The following is an 18,122-nucleotide window of genomic DNA, read 5'->3' as shown; positions in this document are numbered from 1 at the left end:
AATCAAATGCGCATCAAAGACGCAGATCCAACGGGGACCACATCCGCATGAGCGACGCCACAGGGCCAGACAAATTCGACGGGCCGACGCCAGACAATGCGCTGCGTCAGGCCAACAAGACCTCCGGCCCGATGCTGGCCGCCGACGGAAAACCGCTTAAGAAGAGCCTGTCGCGGGCGCTGCGGAGACAGAAGCTGCGGGCGTTGATGCTGATCGCGCCGCTGCTGATCTTCGTGCTGGTGTCCTTCATCGCGCCGATCGCAGACATGCTGTTCCGCTCGGTCGAGAACCAGATCGTCTCGGACACGATGCCGCGCACCACCGAGGTGCTGGGCGCGTGGGACGGGCAGGACCTGCCCCCCGAGGAGGCTTTCGAGGCCGCCTATTACGACCTGTATATCGCTGCCGAGCAGCGCATCCACACCCGCCTCGGCTCGCGTTTGAACTACGAGCTGACCGGCGCCTCCTCGCTGTTCCGCAAGTCGGGCCGCGGGCTCGACGACATCGGCGAGGTCTACCAGGACCAGTTCGAGGATCTCGACGAGAACTGGGACGAGCCGATGCCCTGGATCGAGTTGATGGGCGATCCCGACTGGCTTGCCGAACAGCAGGAATGGGCGGCGGACGAAGAGGGCAGGCAGCCGCGTTTCGAGCTGCGCGAGGGCATCGACGAGATCCTGCCGCGCAGCGCCGCGCAATATGCCATCTTCGCCGACTTCACCCAGCGCGTGGAAGAGGACAACCTGCTCGAGGAAGAACCCTGGTCGGCGGTACACACCGCCCTCTACCAAGATCTCGCATCCGGCGACGTGTCGTCCTATTCCGGTCCGCGCGCAGACATGCTTCAGGCCGCGGCCGCGCTTGTGGCCAGCCCCGAGTTCGAGACCGTCGCCTTCATTGACGGGTTCGAGGAGATCGACGAGGACTGGATCGAGCCGCCAATCTGGCGCACCATCAAGCTCTATAGCCCCAACTATACCTCGGGCTACTTCCTCAATTCGATCGACATGCAGCTGACGCCGGACGGCGCCGAGGCGCGGCCCGAGAACGAGCAGATCTACATGCTGCTGTTCAAGCGCACGCTGTTCATGTCGCTGGTCATCACCCTCAGCTGCATCCTGCTGGGCTACCCGGTGGCCTACATCCTGTCGAACCTGCCGATGCGCACCGCCAACCTTCTGATGATCCTCGTGCTGCTGCCGTTCTGGACGTCGCTGCTGGTACGGACCTCGGCCTGGAAGGTGATGCTTCAGCAGCAGGGTGTGATCAACGACGTGCTGGTCTGGATCGGACTGGTGGCCGACGAGCAGCGCCTGACCATGATCAACAACCAGTTCGGCACCATCGTGGCCATGACCCACATCCTGCTGCCGTTCATGATCCTGCCGATGTACTCGGTGATGTCGACGATCCCGCCGTCCTACGTCCGGGCCGCGAAATCGCTCGGCGCGACCAACTGGACGACCTTCTGGCGGGTCTACTTCCCGCAGTCGATCCCGGGTATCGGGGCGGGCTCGATCCTCGTCTTCATCCTGTCGATCGGCTACTACATCACCCCCGAGATCGTCGGCGGCACCACCGGTACGTTCATTTCGAACCGGATCGCCTACCACATCTCGTCCTCGCTCAACTGGGGCCTCGCGGCCGCGCTGGGTACGATTCTGCTGGCAGTGGTCCTGCTGCTCTACTGGGCCTACGACCGCATCGTCGGCATCGACAACGTGAAGCTGGGGTAAGGCAATGAACGACGTGATCCTCACACCCGTGGAAGAGAAACCTCTCTCCTTCACCCTGCCGGTGCTCGCGGCGGCAGGGGCCTTCGCCGGCATCTTCGTCGGCGCGGCCAACGGCTCGAGCCTTCTGGGCATCGTGGCCGGCGCGATCATCATGGCTGCGATCGGCTTCCTTGCGGTCTCGGTTCTTGGCGAGAGCAAGGAAAAGCCCGCGCGCTGGGGGCTGATCGCAATCTTCGCGGCGGTCGGCTACGGTCTTGGCGGTCTGCCCGGCCTTGTGGTCGGCGCGCTCTTCGCGTGGTTCTTCGGCTGGTTCTCCTACTGGGTCGGCTTTGGCCGCTACCGCGAGAAGCTGGTGCCCTATCTCACCCCCGGGCAAGTGCTGTGGCACTATTCCTTCCGGGTGATCTGCGGCGCCATCTTCGTGTTCCTCATCACGCCGATCCTCGTGGTGATGCCGCTGTCGTTCAACGCCGAGGACTTCTTCACCTTCACCCCGGAGATGCTGCGCTTCGATCCGGAAGGCTACTCGCTGAAGCACTACCGCGACTTCCTGACCAACCCGGAATGGACCCGCGCGGTGAAGAACTCGCTTCTGATCGCGCCCGTGGCCACGCTGATCTCGGTCTCGCTCGGCACGCTGGCGGCCATCGGCCTGAGCCAGAGCCACGTGCCCGGCAAGCGCGCCATCATGGCGATCCTGATCTCGCCGATGATCGTGCCGCTGATCATCTCGGCCACCGGCATGTACTTCTTCTACTCGAAGATCGGCATCGTCGGCACCTACTGGGGCGTCGTGCTGGCGCATGCGGTGCTGGGCATTCCCTTCGTGATCATCACCGTGACCGCGACGCTGGTGGGCTTCGACCGCTCGCTGACCCGTGCCGCGGCCAACATGGGCGCCGATCCGGTCACCACCTTCTTCCGGGTGCAGATGCCGCTGATCCTGCCCGGCGTGATCTCGGGCGGTCTGTTCGCCTTCATCACCTCCTTCGACGAGGTCGTGGTGGTGCTGTTCATCGGTTCGGCCGAGCTGCAGACCCTGCCGTGGCAGATGTTCACCGGCCTGCGCGAGCAGATCTCGCCCACCATCCTCGCCGCGGCGACGATCCTCGTGGGCATCTCGATCCTGTTGCTGAGCACGGTCGAGCTGCTGCGCCGCCGCTCCGAACGGCTGCGTGGCATGAGCCCGGGCTGACCCGGGCACCAGCGACGAAAAATGCGGAACGCGGGCGTCAAAAGCGCCCGCGTTCAGCTTTTGGAAAGGGTGCTGCGTGCATGGTCGGGGCGATTGCGTCCTGAGGCACGAGGCACCGATGACCCAGCATGATTCCCAGCTCGTCACCCAAAGCCGCAGCGGCATGGGCGAGGTCCCGTTCGAGGCATCGTGCATGTTCTATTCCCGCACCGACGAGCGCGGGATCATCATCGAGGGCAACAGCATCTTCCGGCGTATCTCGGGCTTTGGCTGGGAGGAACTGAAAGGTGCGCCACACAAGCTCGTGCGCCATCCCGACATGCCCAAGGGCGTGTTTCACCTCTACTGGGATCGGCTGAAATCCGGCAAGGAGGTCGCCGCCTACGTCAAGAACAAGTCCAAGGACGGGCGCTATTACTGGGTGCTCGCGGTGGCCTGGCCGATCCCGGGGGGCTATCTCTCGGTGCGGATCAAGCCGCATACAGAGTTGTTCTCCACGGTGAAGGAGCTTTATGCCGATCTGCGCCACGCGGAACTCGAGGAGGGCGTTTCTGCCGCACGCAGCGCGGAGACGCTGCTCGCCCGTCTGCCCGAGCTCGGCTACGAGGATTACGATGCCTACATGTCGGCGGCGCTCTCGCTCGAGCTCGAGGATCGCGCCAAGCGCAGCGGGCTGACGCTGGATCCGCAGCAGCAGCGTTTCCTTACCATGGTCCGCACAATCGCGCAGATCCGGGAAGAGACCGACCGCATGACCGAGATCATCAAGATGATCCGGACGGTGCCCATGAACATGCGTATCCTCGCCTCGCGGCTGGAGAATGCCGGCGGCCCGATCAGCGCGATTTCGGTCAATTACGGCTCCATGCTCGACGAGATGGCAAGCTGGGTGAAGGGATTCGTCGAGGGTAAGGACAGCACCTATGTCCGCATGCGAGAGACCATCGAGCGTGGCCAGTTCCTCGTCTGCGCGGCAATCATGCAGCGCGAGATGTCGTCACTCTTCGAGGAAGACATGAAGAGCGCGCCGGACATCACGGCACTGATCGAGGATCGCGACACCCTGCAGGCCGAGGCCAAGATGTTCCGCAAGAGCGCCGGAGAGGCGCTCAAGGTGGTCGAGAGCGAGGCGACCCGACTGGGCCGCAGTGTGCTCGACATGAAGCGCTACGTGACCGGACTCAGCTCGACCCGGATGATGTGCAAGATCGAGAGCGCGGCGCTCAACGGCTCGGGCGATTCGTTGTCGGGGATCGTCGATCAGCTGGATGCCGGGCAGGACGAGATCGAAGCGCGGCTGGCCCGGATCGTCGAGCTGAACACCATCATCCAGTCCAACACCGCGATGCTGCGGGCGGTCACATGACGGCGGTGGGTGGGGGGATCAGGCAGGCCGCAGCCCGGTCTCGACCAGCATACCGCGGCGCTTGGCCTCGTAGTAGTAGCCCCGCGCGTACCACCCGATCGCCGCATCATGGCTGCCGTCAGACAGAAGCCATGCTCCACGCAGGTACTTCACCCCGTATTGCAGGTTGGTATCCGCGTTCAGCAGGTCCGACGGCGCGCCGCGGAAGCCCATGGTGCGGGCCGTCTGCGGCAGGATTTGCAGCAACCCGTAATAGGGGCCATTGCGGGCGGCCGGGTTATGGGTACTCTCGCGGATGGCCAACCGGTGCACGAGCGCGCGCGGGACCTCGTAATGATCGGACCAGCGGTTGATCTGGGTGCGCAGCTGCGGCGTCTCGTTGGGATAGAGCGGCGGGTTGTGGTTGCGGGACACAGGCTCATCGCGGCGGGCGCCGCAGCCGGCAAGCCCGCCGAACAGCAGCACCATCATGGCACGGCGGGACAGACTCGGCATGGGACACCTCTCTTGTACGGGCTGATGTGTGATTAGCGCTTTGCGGCGGCCTTGCCCATCCTCGGGGCAGACGATGCGCGGCGCGCCGCTCAACGCTGAGCGCTTGCATATTGTGCCGGCAGATCTCACCTTGGATGCATGACAAAGAGACTTCTCTCGCTCGGACATGGCTACTCGGCGCAGGCGCTGGCGCGGCAATTGCTGCCGCAGGGCTGGACGGTGATCGGCACCACCCGCGACCCGGCCAAGGCGGAGCGGTTCCGGGCAGAGGGCGTCGTGCCGCTGCTCTGGGATCGCATGGCCGTGGAAGAGGCGCTGGGGCGGGTGAGCCATGTGCTGATCTCCGCCGGGCCGGACAGTGACGGCGACCCGTCCTTGCGCCTTTGCGGCCCGGCCATGGCCGAACGCGCGGCACAGCTCGACTGGGTCGCATACCTCTCCACGACCGGTGTCTATGGCGACCATGGTGGCGGTTGGGTCGACGAGGACACCCCGCTGACGCCCGGCACGCGGCGCGGGGCGATGCGGCTGGCCGCCGAGGATGCCTGGCGGGCCATTCCCGATCTTCCGCTGCACATCTTTCGCCTTGCCGGCATCTACGGCCCCGGCCGCGGCCCCTTCGCCAAGGTGCGCGCCGGCACCGCGCGGCGCATCGTGAAGCCGGGGCAGGTGTTCTCGCGCATTCACGTGGAGGACATCGCGCAGGTGCTCGAGGCCTCGATCCGCCTGCCCGATCCCGGCGCAATCTACAACCTCTGCGACGATGATCCGGCGCCGCCTCAGGAGGTCATCTTACACGCCGCGGAGCTGCTCGGCGTCACGCCGCCGCCGGAAGAACCCTTCGAGAGTGCCGAGATGGGCGCCATGGCGCGCAGTTTCTATGCCGAGAGCAAGCGGGTCTCGAACCGCCGCATCAAGGAAGAGCTTGGTGTGAGGCTCTATTACCCGGATTACCGCGCCGGGCTCGCGGCGCTGCTGGCGGCGGAGGACGACGCGGGCTGAGCGTTGTCCCGGCGTGGGGGAGTGGTAGGAGGAGAGGGGGCTCTGCCCCCTCTTGGCCTGCGGCGAATTCACCCCCGAGGTATTTGTCGAACCAGAGAAGGTTGGCCAGAGAAGGTGGGAGTGTCCGCGGTCGGAAGGTCGAAGCGGGGCCAGCCAGGAAGGGGAGGCGCGCGACCGTCGTCGCGCGGGGGGCCTCAGTCGAACTTGCGCGAGGGGGCGAGCACCTTGGCCTCGCCGGCGAGCACCTTCTTGCCATCGACGGAGCAGTGGCAGTCGAGCGTGACGCGGCGCTTCGAATGGTCGATATCGACCACCTTGACCTCGGCATAGACCGTGTCGCCCGGCCGCACGGGGCCGAGGAACTTGAGAGTCTGGCCGAGATAGATCGTGCCGTGGCCGGGAAGCTGCTCGCCGATCACCGCCGAAATCAGCCCGGCGGTCAGCATGCCATGGGCGATGCGGCCCTCAAAGATCGTGTCATGGGCATAGGCGTCGTCGAGATGCACCGGGTTGCGGTCGGTCGAGACCTCGGCAAAGAGCTCGATGTCGCGGTCGGTCACCTGTTTGCGCAGGTGGCGGGTCATCCCCATCTCGATATCCTCGATGCAGATGGTTCCACGCGGGAAGTTATCGAACATCTCAGCCTCCATGATCTTCGGCCCGGTAACAAAGCTGCGGCAAAAACGCCGCTTGAGTAACTTTATTACTTCGCGGGCGCAGAAAATCAAGCGCGTTTCGCCCGGTTTCGACCAAAGAACCGTGCGGCGCGACGTTGCACACGGCAAAAAGGGCGCGCCGTCCGATCGCGGCGCGCCCTTGTGTCTCGGGCCAGAAAGAGAGGGCGCCTCAGCGCAGGAAGCCGATCGAGTAGGTCGGGGTCATGCCTTCCCTGGCGAGGAAGTCGAGAAGCGCCTCGGCGTGGGGTTGGGCTTCGGTGCGGGTTTCCTCGGCGGCGAGCCCGCCGGTGATGAACAGCGAATCGATGTCCTCGCCCAGCGCGCCCTGGATGTCGGTGCGCACGCCGTCGCCGATGGCGAGGATGGCGCTGTCGCCGATCTCGGGGGCGATCTCGTGCAGGCGGCGGCGGGCGAGATCGTAGATCGGCGGGTGGGGCTTGCCGAAATAGAGGCTCTCGCCGCCCATCTCGGTGTAGAGCGCCGCCAGTGCGCCGGCGCACCACTCGCGGCGGTGGCCGCGATCCACGACGATGTCGGGGTTGGCGCAGAGCAGCTTGAGCCCCTTCTGCTTGGCGTAGAGAAACTGCGGCCGCATCTCGGCAGGATCGGCGCTGGAGTCGAACGGCCCGGTGCAGACGATGCCCTCGGCCTCTTCGAGCGGCACGCAGGTGACCTTGATCGGCTCCTTGATCAGGTGCAGCGGCTCGAAGAAGGTCTTCTCCTCCTCTATGCCGATGAAATAGACCTTCTCGCCCACCGTGCCCTGGAACATCGCGGCGCGGGCGCTGTCGCCGGAGGTGGCGATGGTGTCCCAGGCGTCGTCGGGCACGCCGAACTTCACCAGCTGCTTGGCGACCTCGACGCGGGTGCGCGGCGAGTTGGTCACCAGCACGACGATGCCGCCCGCCTTGCGGTAGGCCTGCAGCGCGGCGCAGGCCTCGGGATAGGCGGTGACGCCGTTATGGACGCAGCCCCAGAGGTCGACGAACAGCGCCTCGTAGTTCTGCGAGACGTCGGACAGGGCTTCGATGATCTGGGACATGGGTCACCTTATATGCATGTGCTCGGGTCGCGCCCTAGGTAGGCTGCGGGGGCGGACTTGGCCAGTCCCGATGCCCTGTCAGAGCCGGGCGGTGAGACTGTAGCCGAAGCGGGCGGTCTCCTGCGGCGGCAGGCTCAGGCTGAAGGGGCGGTCGGCGATCTGCGTCGTAGCGCCGTGCGCGGCGGCCATGCCGTGCCAGGGCTCGACGCAGAGGAAGGGCGCGCCGGGCGGCTGCCAGAGCGCGAGGTTGGGCAGGTTGTCGAAGGCGAAGGCCAGCTCGGGGCCGCCCAGCACGCCGTAGGTGAGGCCGCGGCCCGCGCCTTCGGGGAAGATCATCGCGTCAGCCTCGAACTGCGCGGGGTCGAGCGTCAGCTGTCCGGCGGTGAAGGGTGAGGGCAGGCGCTCGGGCGGCAGCAGGCCATCGCGCAGCCGGGCTATGGCGGGCTCGGCGCCATTGTCGAGCCGGATCTCGTGGGGGCGGCTCTCGGCGCCGGGCAGGGGCCAGACAAAAGCCGGGTGGAAGCCGAAGCCGAAGGGCATGGGGCGGCTGTCGCGATTGGTGATCTCGACACTGACGGAGAGCGTGGCGCTCGCGAGCGCGTGCGTGACGGCGATCTCGAAGGCGAAAGGGTAGAGCGCGCGGGTCTCGTCGCTGTCCTGCAGCAGATGGCGGCAGGCGGTGTCGGAACGGCTTTCGAGCGCGAAAGTGCTGCGGCGGGCAAACCCGTGCTGGCGCATCTCGGCCTCGTGAGCGCCAACGGCGATGCGGTCATCGGCTGCCTTGCCGACGATGGGGAAGAGGATCGGGGCGCGGCCGCTCCACCAGGTCGGGTCGCCATGCCAGAGCAGGTCGGCGCCGGCGCTTGTCCGCAGGCTCTGCATCTCGGCGCCAAGCGGCGCGATGGTGGCGGTCAGGGCGTCGCTGGCGATCTGGATCGTGTCGCTGGTCATGTCGGGCTCGTCTGGGGCGCTCTCATTGTCGGGCGAGCTTGTCTCAGCGTGACCCGATTGACCAGAGCCTGTGGCAGGGTTGCATGGCAAGCCGATGACAGGGCACGAAAAAGGGGCGCCCCGGCAAGGGCGCCCCTCTGATCGCGTCACAAGGGAAGGGATCAGACCTTGAGGTTCGGGATGATCTGCTTCTTGCGGCTCATCACGCCCGGCAGCACCACGGTGTCGCCCTCGACGGTGGCGCCGAAGCTCTTCTCGGCCACGGTCTTGACCAGATCGTTGGGAACCAGCAGCGTGGCCTCTTCCTTGATGATGTCGACCACAAAGAGCAGCACCTCGTCGACGCCATCCTCGGCGGCGACGGTCTTGAAGCTCTCCATCAGGCTGGCCTTGCGGTCGAGCGGGATCTCGGGCGCGGTGGTCTCGAGCACGGAGACGCGGAACTTGGTGCCGTCGACGGCATATTCCTTGCTGTCCATGCGGATCAGCTCGGCATCGGAGAAGGCCGAGACGTCGGACTTTGCGGCGAACATCTGGGCTGCAAACTCGGAGATGTCGAGGTCGAGATCGGCGGCCAGCGTCTCGGCCACGGCGCGGTCATGCGCGGTGGTGGTCGGCGAGCGGAATTCCAGAGTGTCCGACAGGATGCAGGTCAGCGCGGCGCCCTTGATGGCATCGGGCATCTTGGCCACGTCGCCGCCCATCAGGTCGACCATGATGGTTGCGGTGCAGGCCAGCGGGCGCACGGTGATGTCGATCGGACCCTTGGTCTCGAGGCCGCCGACCAGCTTGTGGTGGTCGATGATGCCGCGAATGTCCGCATCGTTGATCGAGGCGGGCAGCTCGGCGGGGTTGTTGGTGTCGACGATCACGACCGGCGCGTCGGCTTCGACATCCGCGATGATCTCGGGCTTGTCGAGGCCCCAGTGCTCGAGCATGAAGGCCGCTTCGGTGTTGGGCTCGCCCAGAAGCACGGGCTTGGCGCTCTCGCCCTTCACCTCGTTGAGGTACCACGACCAGATGATCGGGCTGCCGGTGCTGTCGGTGTCGGGGGATTTGTGGCCGAAAACCAGAGTGGTCATGGAAAATTAGCTCCTTGGGTGCGGATCGGAATTTGGCGCGGGTTATAGGTGGCGAGCGCCGTCTTGTCACCTGCGGAAATGCCGCGCCTGCAAAGGTGGCGCAAGCGTTTGCGCAACCAGTGGAACCTGTGCGCGGGAGGTCGCGTTGGTCACGCAAACGAGAGGATATGATCAAATGAACGCGATGACCCGCCCCGCCCAGATCGACGCCGCCCTTGACGTGCCGCCGGACCCGCGCCAGCCGATGAGCGCCACCCAGGAAGAGCGTCTGCGCGAACTTTCGGAACGGGCCGGTGAGCCTGTGCATACCGACCTGACGGTGCAGCAGGCCGAGCACCGGATCGAGCTGCTCGAAGCCGTGGTGTACTGAGCGGAATTCTCCCCCTACATAGGCCTTTACCGGTCAGGTCAGCCACGGCTCTGGGATGTCGTCATCCCTGTTCAGGGCTGTGACCCACCGGCTCTGAGGGGCTGTTTTTCCATCCTGTGGGCGCGCCTCTTTGCCCGGGGCCGCGCGGACCCGGAGGCGATTTTCGTTTACGCCTCGCGCTACTCCTGCTATCCCGCTGGCGACTGATTGTTCAGTGTTAAACTACTTTTCGGGAGGAAGGCGGGTCATGTCGGACACCACACAGGAAAGTCTGCGCCAGGCGGCGCTGTTCTATCACGAGAACCCCAAGCCCGGGAAACTCGAGATCAGGGCGACCAAGCCTCTGGCCAACGGTCGCGACCTGAGCCGCGCCTATTCTCCCGGCGTTGCCGAGGCCTGCCTCGAGATCAAGGCCGACCCGGCCAACGCCGCGCGCTACACCGCCCGTGGCAACCTCGTGGCGGTGGTGTCGAACGGCACCGCGGTGCTGGGGCTCGGCAATATCGGCCCGCTGGCCTCCAAGCCGGTGATGGAGGGCAAGGCCGTCCTGTTCAAGAAATTCGCCAATATCGACTGCTTCGACATCGAGCTGAACCAGCCCGATCCCGAGAAGCTGGCCGAGATCGTCTGCGCCATGGAGCCGACCTTCGGCGCGATCAACCTCGAAGATATCAAGGCGCCGGACTGCTTCATCGTCGAGAAGATCTGCCGCGAGCGCATGAACATCCCCGTCTTCCATGACGATCAGCATGGCACGGCCATCGTCGTCGGCGCCGCGGCGTTCAACGCGCTGCACGTGGCGGGCAAGAATTTCGAGGATATCAAGATCGTCTCCACCGGCGGCGGCGCGGCGGGCATTGCCTGTCTCAACATGCTGCTCAAGCTCGGGGTGAAGCGCGAGAATGTCTGGCTCTGCGACATCCACGGCCTCGTCTACGAGGGGCGCGAAGAGGACATGAACCCGCAGAAGGCGGCGTTTGCGCAGAAGAGCGACAAGCGCACCCTCGACGAGGTGATCGACGGCGCCGACATGTTCCTCGGCCTCTCCGGTCCCGGCGTGCTCAAGCCCGAGCATGTGCAGCGCATGACCACGCAGCCCATCGTCTTCGGCCTCGCCAACCCGACGCCCGAGATTATGCCGGACGCGGTGCGCGCGGTGGCACCGGACGCGATCATCGCCACCGGGCGCAGCGACTTCCCGAACCAGGTCAACAACGTCCTGTGTTTCCCGTTCATCTTCCGCGGCGCACTCGACGTCGGCGCGACCGAGATCAACGACGACATGGCCGTGGCCTGCGTCGAGGGTATCGCGGCGCTGGCGCGGGCCACCACCTCGGCCGAGGCGGCGGCGGCCTATCACGGCGAGCAACTCACGTTCGGACGCGATTACCTGATCCCCAAGCCCTTCGACCCGCGGCTGTCGGGCGTGGTGTCCTCGGCTGTGGCCAAGGCCGCGATGGAGTCGGGCGTGGCGACGCGCCCGCTCGAGGATCTGCAGGCCTACAAGGATCATCTCAACGCATCGGTGTTCAAGTCGGCGCTGCTCATGCGTCCGGTCTTCGAGGCCGCCCGCACCGCCTCGCGCTCCATCGTGTTCTCGGAAGGAGAGGACGAGCGCGTGCTGCGCGCCGCGCAGGCCATTCTCGAGGAGACCACCGAGCAGCCGATCCTGATCGGGCGTCCCGAGGTGCTCGAGACCCGCTGTGAGCGCATGGGCCTCGAGATCCGTCCGGGCCGCGACTTCCACGTCGTCGACCCGAACAACGACCCGCGCTACCGCGAATACTGGGAGACCTATCACCGGCTCATGGCGCGCCGCGGGGTGACGCCGGATCTGGCCCGCGCCATCCTGCGCACCAACACCACCGCAATCGCCGCCATCATGGTGCATCGCGGCGAGGCAGACAGCATGATCTGCGGCACCTTCGGCGAGTATCGCTGGCACCTGAACTACATCAGCCAGGTGCTGGGCAACGAAGGTCACATGCCTCAGGGCGCGCTGTCGATGATGATCCTCGAGGACGGCCCGCTCTTCCTTGGCGACACGCAGGTCTGGACCGAGCCCTCTCCCGAGCAGATTGCCCAGACGGTGATCGGCGCCGCGCGCCACGTGCGCCGCTTCGGCCTGACGCCCAAGATCGCGCTGTGCTCGCGCTCGCAGTTCGGCAACCAGTCCGACGGCTCCGGTCCGCGCATCCGCGCCGCGCTCGATATCCTCGACAGCCAGCCGCGTGATTTCATGTACGAGGGCGAGATGCACGTGGACAGCGCGCTCGACCCCGAGCTGCGCGACCGCCTGATGCCGGAAAACCGGCTCGAGGGCGCGGCCAACGTGCTGATCTTCGCGCAGGCGGATGCGGCCAGCGGCGTGCGCAACATCCTGCGTCTCAAGGCGGGTGGTCTGGAGGTGGGGCCGATCCTCATGGGGCTCGGCAACCGGGCGCATATCGTGACGCCATCGATCACCTCGCGCGGCCTGCTGAACATGGCGGCCATCGCCGGCACGCCGGTCGCCAGCTACGGCTGAGGCTGAAACGCGCGCCCCGGTGGGGGCCGGGGCGCGCGCTCAGTGGTCTACCAGCAGCTTGCGGTTCTTCGAGATCCGCTCCGAGAGCTTGCGGGCGCGCCGGCCTGAGACCAGGGGGCGGGCCGAGAGATACTGGTCTATGTCGGGGAACAGGGTCAGGATCTCCCGGCGCGCCTCCGCCGGCAGCGCCTTGATCGATTCACTCCCGAGATAGAGGCTTTCCGTCGCGGCCCCGTTCGAGAAGACGATCTGGTGCTGATCGAAGAAGAAGTGCCAGTAGGTCACCGCGGTGATTTCCTCGGCGATGTTGATGCCGTCGAGAGACAGCAGGTGCTTTGCGGCGATCAGAACCTCCTTCTGGCCGAACATGCGTTCGGCGACCGCATTGGAGACAAGCACACGGTGCTGGGGCGAGACCACGATGTCGCGTTCGGGCCGCCCCTTTCCCAGGGCATTTGCACGGATCCGGATGGGGCGCAGTTCGGGATTGCGTTCCAGATCCTCCTCCTCGAGATGGCGGCATCCGATCCAGCGGATCGGCTGGTAGCCGTTGTCCATCGTCAGGACGCGGTGCCCTGCGCGGAGGTTTTCCACCGCAACATCGCCCGCCAGCGTGGCAACGGGTGTTCCGGTGGTCAGGCAGGCCAGAGCCACGCCCGGGAAGGTGAAGGTATCGCCGTTGAGCAGCGTGGCCTGGTTCGTGAAGAACTCCGAGGCCTCGGCCGCAGTCATCGGGACATCGATATTGACGCTCTGGCTCAGCAGCCCGCCATCGACCGTCAGGTGCAGGACACTGCCGTCATAGGCGCTGCTCGGATCGCCGGGGCTCGATTCGTCAAGTTCGATGGTGCGGCCATCGACAATGAACTGGTCGGTGGCCTGCATCCCGGTGGTGTTGAAATTCACCGGCTGGATGCCGAGAACCGACAAGGTCGGCGGATCGTAGGTGAAGGTGCCGGTGCCGAAGGGGCCCGAATAGGCGACGTCGTAGCTGTTCAGCAGGCCGTTGACGATGCCGAGGCTCAGTGTCGAGGCGTCCAGGGTCATGGCGCTGTTGTCGAAGACCTCGAATGTGAAGCCGTTGAGCAGCGAGGCGTCGAGTAGGCCGTTATCGATGGTCAGGTCGCCGCCGTTGATCGCCCGGAAGGTCGGAGAGGCCCCGGCGTTGACGCCTGCGATCGAAGTGATCGTGAGGGTTACGCCATCGACGATCAGCAGGCTGTCGCCAAGCGCCGTGATCTGGACGGTGTCGCCGTCATTGGCGTTGCCATCGTCATAGGTGAAGGTCGAATTGGTGAGCAGGTCGACAGAGAGCAGGGCCATGGCGCTCAGACCCCACTAGTCTTGTCGGTCCGGCGCTCGGGTGCCGGCCGTTGCGGTGTCGAGTGTCCCTTGGGCTGGCGGGGGCCGGGATGAGCCCCCGCCGTAAGTGGTGTGCCGGGGAGGGAGGCCTGTATAAGAGCGCTCTGCGCCATGTTTTACTCTCCTGTTTCCAACCCTTGTCGCGGAGGGCCGGACCTCGTTACTGCGGGAGATGCATGGCGGGTTTTGCCGCTCTGGAGATCTCTCATCCACTATTGAGCGACTCAATTGTGCTATCAATTTGATATTCGAGTAAGGAAACTCGCATTTTGAGAGAGGAGGTTGTTTTAAAATGATATTTTTTGATCTTCAGCGTTTTTTCGAAGTTAATGAAGTGTTTCGAATGTATGTTTCGCCCTTGGAAATAGTGAATTGAGGCTGAAATGAGGCAGTTCTTATGGTTTAGGCGATTCTGAAAAGGTCATAAGCGCTGACAAATATTTATGTTTGATATTTATTGGCCTGCAAACGTTTTGCTGCGAATGGAGTTTGCAAAAGCGCCCTGACTTCGCAGCGCAGTCCTCAAAATTTGCATATTTGCAAATTGTCCGCCCTCCCGAGGGCGGTTTTTTGCAAATCACCTGCGGTTTTGTGTCATGCTTGGCGGTAACATACTTGCTCCATGCATATCGCGTGCCTAATCAAAATACCCAAAGGCGAGAGGAGGAGCTTTCCCCATGGGCTACAAGGACGTGTACGAGGCCTGGAAATCCGACCCCGAGGGGTTCTGGATGGAGGCCGCTGAGGCGATCGACTGGGACAAGCCGCCGTCGAAGGCGCTCTTCGACAAGGGCGGCGACATGTACGAGTGGTTCTCGGACGGCATGGTCAACACCTGCTGGAACGCGGTGGACCGCCATGTCGAGGCCGGGCGCGGCGACGAGATCGCCATCATGCATGAAAGCCCGATCACCCACTCGAGCAAGGGCATCACCTATTCCGAGCTGCGCGACCGCGTTGCCTCGCTGGCCGGTGCGCTGAAGATGCGCGGCGTCGAAAAGGGCGACCGGGTCATCATCTACATGCCGATGATCCCCGAGGCGCTCGAGGCGATGCTGGCCTGCGCGCGTCTCGGCGCGGTGCACTCGGTGGTGTTCGGCGGCTTTGCCGCGCATGAATTGGCGGTGCGTATCGACGATTGCACGCCCAAGGCGATCATCGCGTCGAGCTGCGGTCTCGAGCCGGGCCGTGTGGTGCATTACAAGCCGCTGCTCGACGAGGCGATCGAGCAATCGACCCACAAGCCGGAATTCTGCGTGGTGTTCCAGCGCGAGCAGGAGGTGGCCAAGCTGATCGAAGGGCGCGACTTCTCGTGGCATGGCTTCCAGTATGGCGTGAAGCCGGCCGAGTGCGTGCCGGTCGAGGGCAATCATCCGGCCTATATCCTCTACACCTCCGGCACCACGGGCCAGCCCAAGGGTGTCGTGCGTTCAACCGCGGGGCATCTCGTCGCGCTGCAATGGACGATGAAGAACATCTACAACATCGAGGCGGGCGATCGTTTCTGGGCCGCCTCGGACGTGGGTTGGGTCGTGGGGCACAGCTACATCTGCTATGGCCCGCTGATCACCGGCGCGCAGACCATCGTCTTCGAGGGCAAGCCCATCGGGACGCCGCACGCCGGTGTGTTCTGGCGCATCATCCAGAACCACCGGGTTAAGAGCTTCTTCACTGCACCGACCGCGCTGCGCGCCATCCGTCGCGCCGATCCCGATGGTGAATGGATCAAGCGCTACAAGCTGCACGACCTGCAGGCGCTGTTCCTCGCCGGCGAGCGGGCGGACCCGAGCACCATTGAATGGGCGCAGAAACACCTGAACGTGCCGGTCATCGACCACTGGTGGCAGACCGAGACCGGCTGGGGCATCGCCGCCAACCCGATCGGCATCGAGGAGCTTCCGGTCAAGCTGGGCTCTCCGTCGGTCGCGATGCCGGGCTATGACGTGCGCATCCTCGATGAGGGCGGCCACGAGATGCCGGCGGGCGAGCTTGGCGCCATCGCCATCAAGCTGCCGCTGCCGCCGGGCACGCTGCAGACGCTGTGGCAGGCCGAGGCGCGGTTCAAGAAATCCTACCTCACCCAGTTCCCCGGCTATTACGAGACCGGCGATGCGGGGATGAAGGACGAGGATGGCTATCTCTACATCATGTCGCGCACCGATGACGTCATCAACGTGGCGGGGCACCGGCTGTCGACCGGCGCCATGGAGGAGGTTCTGGCCTCGCACCCGGACGTGGCCGAATGCGCGGTGATCGGCGTCTCGGACGCGCTCAAGGGGCAGATGCCGATGGGCTTCCTCTGCCTCAGCTCCGGTGTGGATCGCGACGAGGCAGAGGTCTGCAAGGAATGCGTCAAGCTGGTGCGTGACCAGATCGGCCCGGTTGCTGCCTTCAAGCTCTGCACCGTTGTGGATCGCCTGCCCAAGACCCGCTCGGGCAAGATCCTGCGCGCCACCATGGTCAAGATCGCCGATGGCGAAGAGTTCAAGATGCCGGCGACGATCGACGATCCGGTCATTCTCGACGAAATCCGCACGGCGCTCGAGGGCATGGGTTACGCCAAAAAGGTACCCGCGTGATCTGGCTCTGCGCCTGACCAGGCGACCAAGACGCCCGCTGTCCCGCAGCGGGCGTTTTTTGTCTCAGCTCTCGTAGAGCTCCAGGGGCAGCCCGTCGGGATCGGCGAAAAAGGTGAAGCGCTTGCCGGTCAGCTCGTCCGTGCGGATTGGTTCGACCGCCACGCCCTGTGCCTCGAGCCGATGCGCCGCGTTCTCCACATCCGCGACCGAGAAGGCGAGGTGGCGCAGCCCCTTGGCCTCGGGATGGCTAATACGGTCGGGCGGGTTGGGGAAGCTGAACAGCTCGATCTGGCCGCCACCGGGCAGGGCAAGGTCAAGCTTCCAGCTGTCGCGAGCCTCGCGATAGGTCTCGGCGATGATCTCGAGCCCAAGCAGCTCGGTGTAGAACGCCTTGCTGCGGGCGTAGTCGCCGCAGATCACCGCCACGTGGTGAAAGCCTGTGAGCATGGTCCTGTGCCTCCCGTCCGCGACCTGCCTGCAACAGCTACCAGAGCGCCCGACAAAAGAAAGACCCCGGGGGAGGGAAACCCCGGGGCCTTCTTACGTGCCTCGCCTGAGAGGGATCAGGCGGCGTGCTTGTGGTAGAACTCGTCGACCTCGCGCTCTGCTTCGTCCTTCGCCAGACCGTAGCGCTCTTGGACAACACCCACGAGCTTGTCGCGGTCGCCTTCGGCGCGGTCGAGATCGTCATCGGTGAGCTCGCCCCACTTGGACTTCGCCTCACCTTTCAGCTGTTTCCATTTGCCTTGGATCACATCCCAGTTCATCGGGTTTCTCCTTTGTCTCGGCTTGGTCCCGCCTCGTCGCGGGGTTCGGACAAGAAACGCCGTTAGCGCGGCCGGAGTTCCGAGCGATCAGACAAATTGTTCGCGGATCAGGCGCTCCTCGAGCCCGTGGCCCGGATCGAACAGCACCCGGTGCGCGACCTTGGGTTCCGAGCGGATCTCGACCCGCAACACGTCGCGCACCGACTGGCTGTCGGCCTCGGCCATCACCGGGCGCTTCTCGGGCTCGAGCACTTCGAAGGTCACGTCGGCGGTCTTGGGCAGCAGGGCGCCGCGCCAGCGGCGGGGGCGGAAGGCGGCGACGGCGGTGAGCGCCAGAACGTCGGCGCCGATCGGCAGGATGGGGCCGTGGGCCGAGTAGTTGTAGGCCGTGGAGCCGGCGGGGGTTGCCAGCAGGGCGCCATCGCAGACCAGCTCGGGCATGCGCAGCCTGCCATCGACGTAGATCGCCAGCCGCGCCGCCTGCGGGCCGGCGCGCAGCAGCGACACCTCGTTGATCGCCAGCGCCCGGTGCTCGCTGCCGTCGGCGCGGTGGGCGCGCATCGAGAGCGGGTTGATCACCGCCTCCTCGGCGGCGGCCAGTCGCTCTTCGAAGGCGTGCTCGGAATATTCGTTCATCAGGAAGCCCACGGTGCCGCGGTTCATGCCGTAGACCGGGACCGCGAGCGCCTCGGTGCGGTGCAGCGTGTGCAGCATGAAGCCGTCGCCGCCAAGCGCCACGATCACGTCGGCGCCGTCCTCGGCGTGGTTCCCGTAGCGGCGTGTCAGCCCGGCCAGCGCGGCCTGTGCGATGGGCGCGTTGGACGCGCAGAAGGCAATTTTCAGCGACATGGGTTTCCTTGGACTGTCACGCCGTTCCGAAACAATCACAACTTCCCGGAACCCGCCAGTACCGTCGCCCCTCTACCGGAACAATGCCGCTTTGATCCCTTTGCGCGCGCGCCGCTTTCCTT

16 protein-coding genes are annotated in these 18,122 nt (G+C 65.1%); 7 read left to right on the top strand and 9 right to left on the bottom strand.

Annotated elements, in window-relative coordinates; translation table 11 throughout:
- Positions 1–47 precede the first annotated feature (47 nt).
- The 3 genes from R2601_RS02530 to R2601_RS02520 all read left to right on the top strand — a co-directional run bounded on the left by R2601_RS02530 (position 48) and on the right by R2601_RS02520 (position 4,297).
- Complete coding sequence (locus tag R2601_RS02530; protein WP_007793056.1) at positions 48–1,736, top strand: ABC transporter permease; 1,689 nt, start codon at positions 48–50, stop codon at positions 1,734–1,736.
- A 4-nt stretch (positions 1,737–1,740) separates the two neighbouring features.
- Positions 1,741–2,931: an ABC transporter permease gene (locus tag R2601_RS02525; protein WP_007793052.1), complete on the top strand. Its 1,191-nt coding sequence runs from the start codon at positions 1,741–1,743 to the stop codon at positions 2,929–2,931.
- A gap of 118 nt (positions 2,932–3,049) precedes the next feature.
- A complete protein-coding gene (locus R2601_RS02520; RefSeq protein ID WP_007793050.1) occupies positions 3,050–4,297 on the top strand; it encodes a PAS domain-containing protein in 1,248 nt (415 codons plus the stop codon).
- 18 nt (positions 4,298–4,315) lie between these two features.
- Here the strand turns inward: R2601_RS02520 and R2601_RS02515 are convergent, their stop codons facing one another.
- Complete coding sequence (locus tag R2601_RS02515; protein WP_007793048.1) at positions 4,316–4,792, bottom strand: lytic transglycosylase domain-containing protein; 477 nt, start codon at positions 4,790–4,792, stop codon at positions 4,316–4,318.
- Between the two features lie 138 nt (positions 4,793–4,930).
- On the opposite strand from R2601_RS02515, the gene R2601_RS02510 reads away from it, so the two are divergent.
- Complete coding sequence (locus R2601_RS02510) at positions 4,931–5,794, top strand: SDR family oxidoreductase (protein WP_007793044.1); 864 nt, start codon at positions 4,931–4,933, stop codon at positions 5,792–5,794.
- A 194-nt stretch (positions 5,795–5,988) separates the two neighbouring features.
- Here the strand turns inward: R2601_RS02510 and R2601_RS02505 are convergent, their stop codons facing one another.
- The 4 genes from R2601_RS02505 to R2601_RS02490 form a co-directional block, all read right to left on the bottom strand.
- On the bottom strand, positions 5,989–6,432 hold the full coding sequence (locus R2601_RS02505) for a MaoC family dehydratase (protein WP_040545045.1): 444 nt from the start codon (positions 6,430–6,432) through the stop codon (positions 5,989–5,991).
- A 208-nt stretch (positions 6,433–6,640) separates the two neighbouring features.
- On the bottom strand, positions 6,641–7,513 hold the full coding sequence (locus R2601_RS02500; protein WP_007793040.1) for a TIGR01459 family HAD-type hydrolase: 873 nt from the start codon (positions 7,511–7,513) through the stop codon (positions 6,641–6,643).
- A 78-nt stretch (positions 7,514–7,591) separates the two neighbouring features.
- Entirely contained in the window at positions 7,592–8,464 is an 873-nt protein-coding gene (locus tag R2601_RS02495) for an aldose 1-epimerase family protein (protein WP_007793038.1), read from the bottom strand.
- Between the two features lie 161 nt (positions 8,465–8,625).
- Entirely contained in the window at positions 8,626–9,546 is a 921-nt protein-coding gene (locus tag R2601_RS02490; RefSeq protein ID WP_007793035.1) for a manganese-dependent inorganic pyrophosphatase, read from the bottom strand.
- 175 nt (positions 9,547–9,721) lie between these two features.
- Here R2601_RS02490 and R2601_RS02485 point away from each other — a divergent pair, with 175 nt between their 5' ends.
- Both R2601_RS02485 and R2601_RS02480 read left to right on the top strand, forming a co-directional pair.
- Positions 9,722–9,916, top strand: a complete 195-nt coding sequence (locus R2601_RS02485) for a DUF3072 domain-containing protein (RefSeq protein ID WP_007793032.1) — start codon at positions 9,722–9,724, stop codon at positions 9,914–9,916.
- A 247-nt stretch (positions 9,917–10,163) separates the two neighbouring features.
- Positions 10,164–12,443: an NADP-dependent malic enzyme gene (locus R2601_RS02480; RefSeq protein ID WP_007793029.1), complete on the top strand. Its 2,280-nt coding sequence runs from the start codon at positions 10,164–10,166 to the stop codon at positions 12,441–12,443.
- A gap of 39 nt (positions 12,444–12,482) precedes the next feature.
- Here R2601_RS02480 and R2601_RS27215 read toward each other — a convergent pair whose 3' ends face one another.
- Positions 12,483–13,766 carry a Hint domain-containing protein gene (locus R2601_RS27215; RefSeq protein ID WP_007793026.1) on the bottom strand — a complete coding sequence of 428 codons (1,284 nt, stop codon included), beginning with the start codon at positions 13,764–13,766 and terminating at the stop codon, positions 12,483–12,485.
- 716 nt (positions 13,767–14,482) lie between these two features.
- On the opposite strand from R2601_RS27215, the gene R2601_RS02470 reads away from it, so the two are divergent.
- Entirely contained in the window at positions 14,483–16,384 is a 1,902-nt protein-coding gene (locus tag R2601_RS02470; RefSeq protein WP_007793023.1) for a propionyl-CoA synthetase, read from the top strand.
- 63 nt (positions 16,385–16,447) lie between these two features.
- Here R2601_RS02470 and gloA2 read toward each other — a convergent pair whose 3' ends face one another.
- From gloA2 to R2601_RS02455, 3 genes are all read right to left on the bottom strand, one after another.
- The gene (gene gloA2 / locus R2601_RS02465) at positions 16,448–16,831 is read right to left on the bottom strand and encodes an SMU1112c/YaeR family gloxylase I-like metalloprotein (RefSeq protein WP_007793020.1); all 384 of its coding nucleotides are present in this window, start codon (positions 16,829–16,831) and stop codon (positions 16,448–16,450) included.
- 116 nt (positions 16,832–16,947) lie between these two features.
- Positions 16,948–17,151, bottom strand: a complete 204-nt coding sequence (locus R2601_RS02460) for a CsbD family protein (protein ID WP_007793017.1) — start codon at positions 17,149–17,151, stop codon at positions 16,948–16,950.
- A gap of 87 nt (positions 17,152–17,238) precedes the next feature.
- Positions 17,239–18,000 carry an NAD kinase gene (locus R2601_RS02455; protein WP_007793013.1) on the bottom strand — a complete coding sequence of 254 codons (762 nt, stop codon included), beginning with the start codon at positions 17,998–18,000 and terminating at the stop codon, positions 17,239–17,241.
- Positions 18,001–18,122 lie beyond the last annotated feature (122 nt).

The sequence above is a fragment of the Salipiger bermudensis HTCC2601 genome (assembly GCF_000153725.1).
Classification (GTDB): Bacteria; Pseudomonadota; Alphaproteobacteria; order Rhodobacterales; family Rhodobacteraceae; genus Salipiger; species Salipiger bermudensis.
This window is presented reverse-complemented; position numbering and strand designations above follow the sequence as displayed.

Coding starts and splice junctions, on each gene's coding strand:
- R2601_RS02530 (WP_007793056.1), top strand. CDS start 48: ATGAGCGACGCCACAGGGCCAGACAAATTCGACGGGCCGACGCCAGAC.
- R2601_RS02525 (WP_007793052.1), top strand. CDS start 1,741: ATGAACGACGTGATCCTCACACCCGTGGAAGAGAAACCTCTCTCCTTC.
- R2601_RS02520 (WP_007793050.1), top strand. CDS start 3,050: ATGACCCAGCATGATTCCCAGCTCGTCACCCAAAGCCGCAGCGGCATG.
- R2601_RS02515 (WP_007793048.1), bottom strand. CDS start 4,792: ATGCCGAGTCTGTCCCGCCGTGCCATGATGGTGCTGCTGTTCGGCGGG.
- R2601_RS02510 (WP_007793044.1), top strand. CDS start 4,931: ATGACAAAGAGACTTCTCTCGCTCGGACATGGCTACTCGGCGCAGGCG.
- R2601_RS02505 (WP_040545045.1), bottom strand. CDS start 6,432: ATGTTCGATAACTTCCCGCGTGGAACCATCTGCATCGAGGATATCGAG.
- R2601_RS02500 (WP_007793040.1), bottom strand. CDS start 7,513: ATGTCCCAGATCATCGAAGCCCTGTCCGACGTCTCGCAGAACTACGAG.
- R2601_RS02495 (WP_007793038.1), bottom strand. CDS start 8,464: ATGACCAGCGACACGATCCAGATCGCCAGCGACGCCCTGACCGCCACC.
- R2601_RS02490 (WP_007793035.1), bottom strand. CDS start 9,546: ATGACCACTCTGGTTTTCGGCCACAAATCCCCCGACACCGACAGCACC.
- R2601_RS02485 (WP_007793032.1), top strand. CDS start 9,722: ATGAACGCGATGACCCGCCCCGCCCAGATCGACGCCGCCCTTGACGTG.
- R2601_RS02480 (WP_007793029.1), top strand. CDS start 10,164: ATGTCGGACACCACACAGGAAAGTCTGCGCCAGGCGGCGCTGTTCTAT.
- R2601_RS27215 (WP_007793026.1), bottom strand. CDS start 13,766: ATGGCCCTGCTCTCTGTCGACCTGCTCACCAATTCGACCTTCACCTAT.
- R2601_RS02470 (WP_007793023.1), top strand. CDS start 14,483: ATGGGCTACAAGGACGTGTACGAGGCCTGGAAATCCGACCCCGAGGGG.
- gloA2 (WP_007793020.1), bottom strand. CDS start 16,831: ATGCTCACAGGCTTTCACCACGTGGCGGTGATCTGCGGCGACTACGCC.
- R2601_RS02460 (WP_007793017.1), bottom strand. CDS start 17,151: ATGAACTGGGATGTGATCCAAGGCAAATGGAAACAGCTGAAAGGTGAG.
- R2601_RS02455 (WP_007793013.1), bottom strand. CDS start 18,000: ATGTCGCTGAAAATTGCCTTCTGCGCGTCCAACGCGCCCATCGCACAG.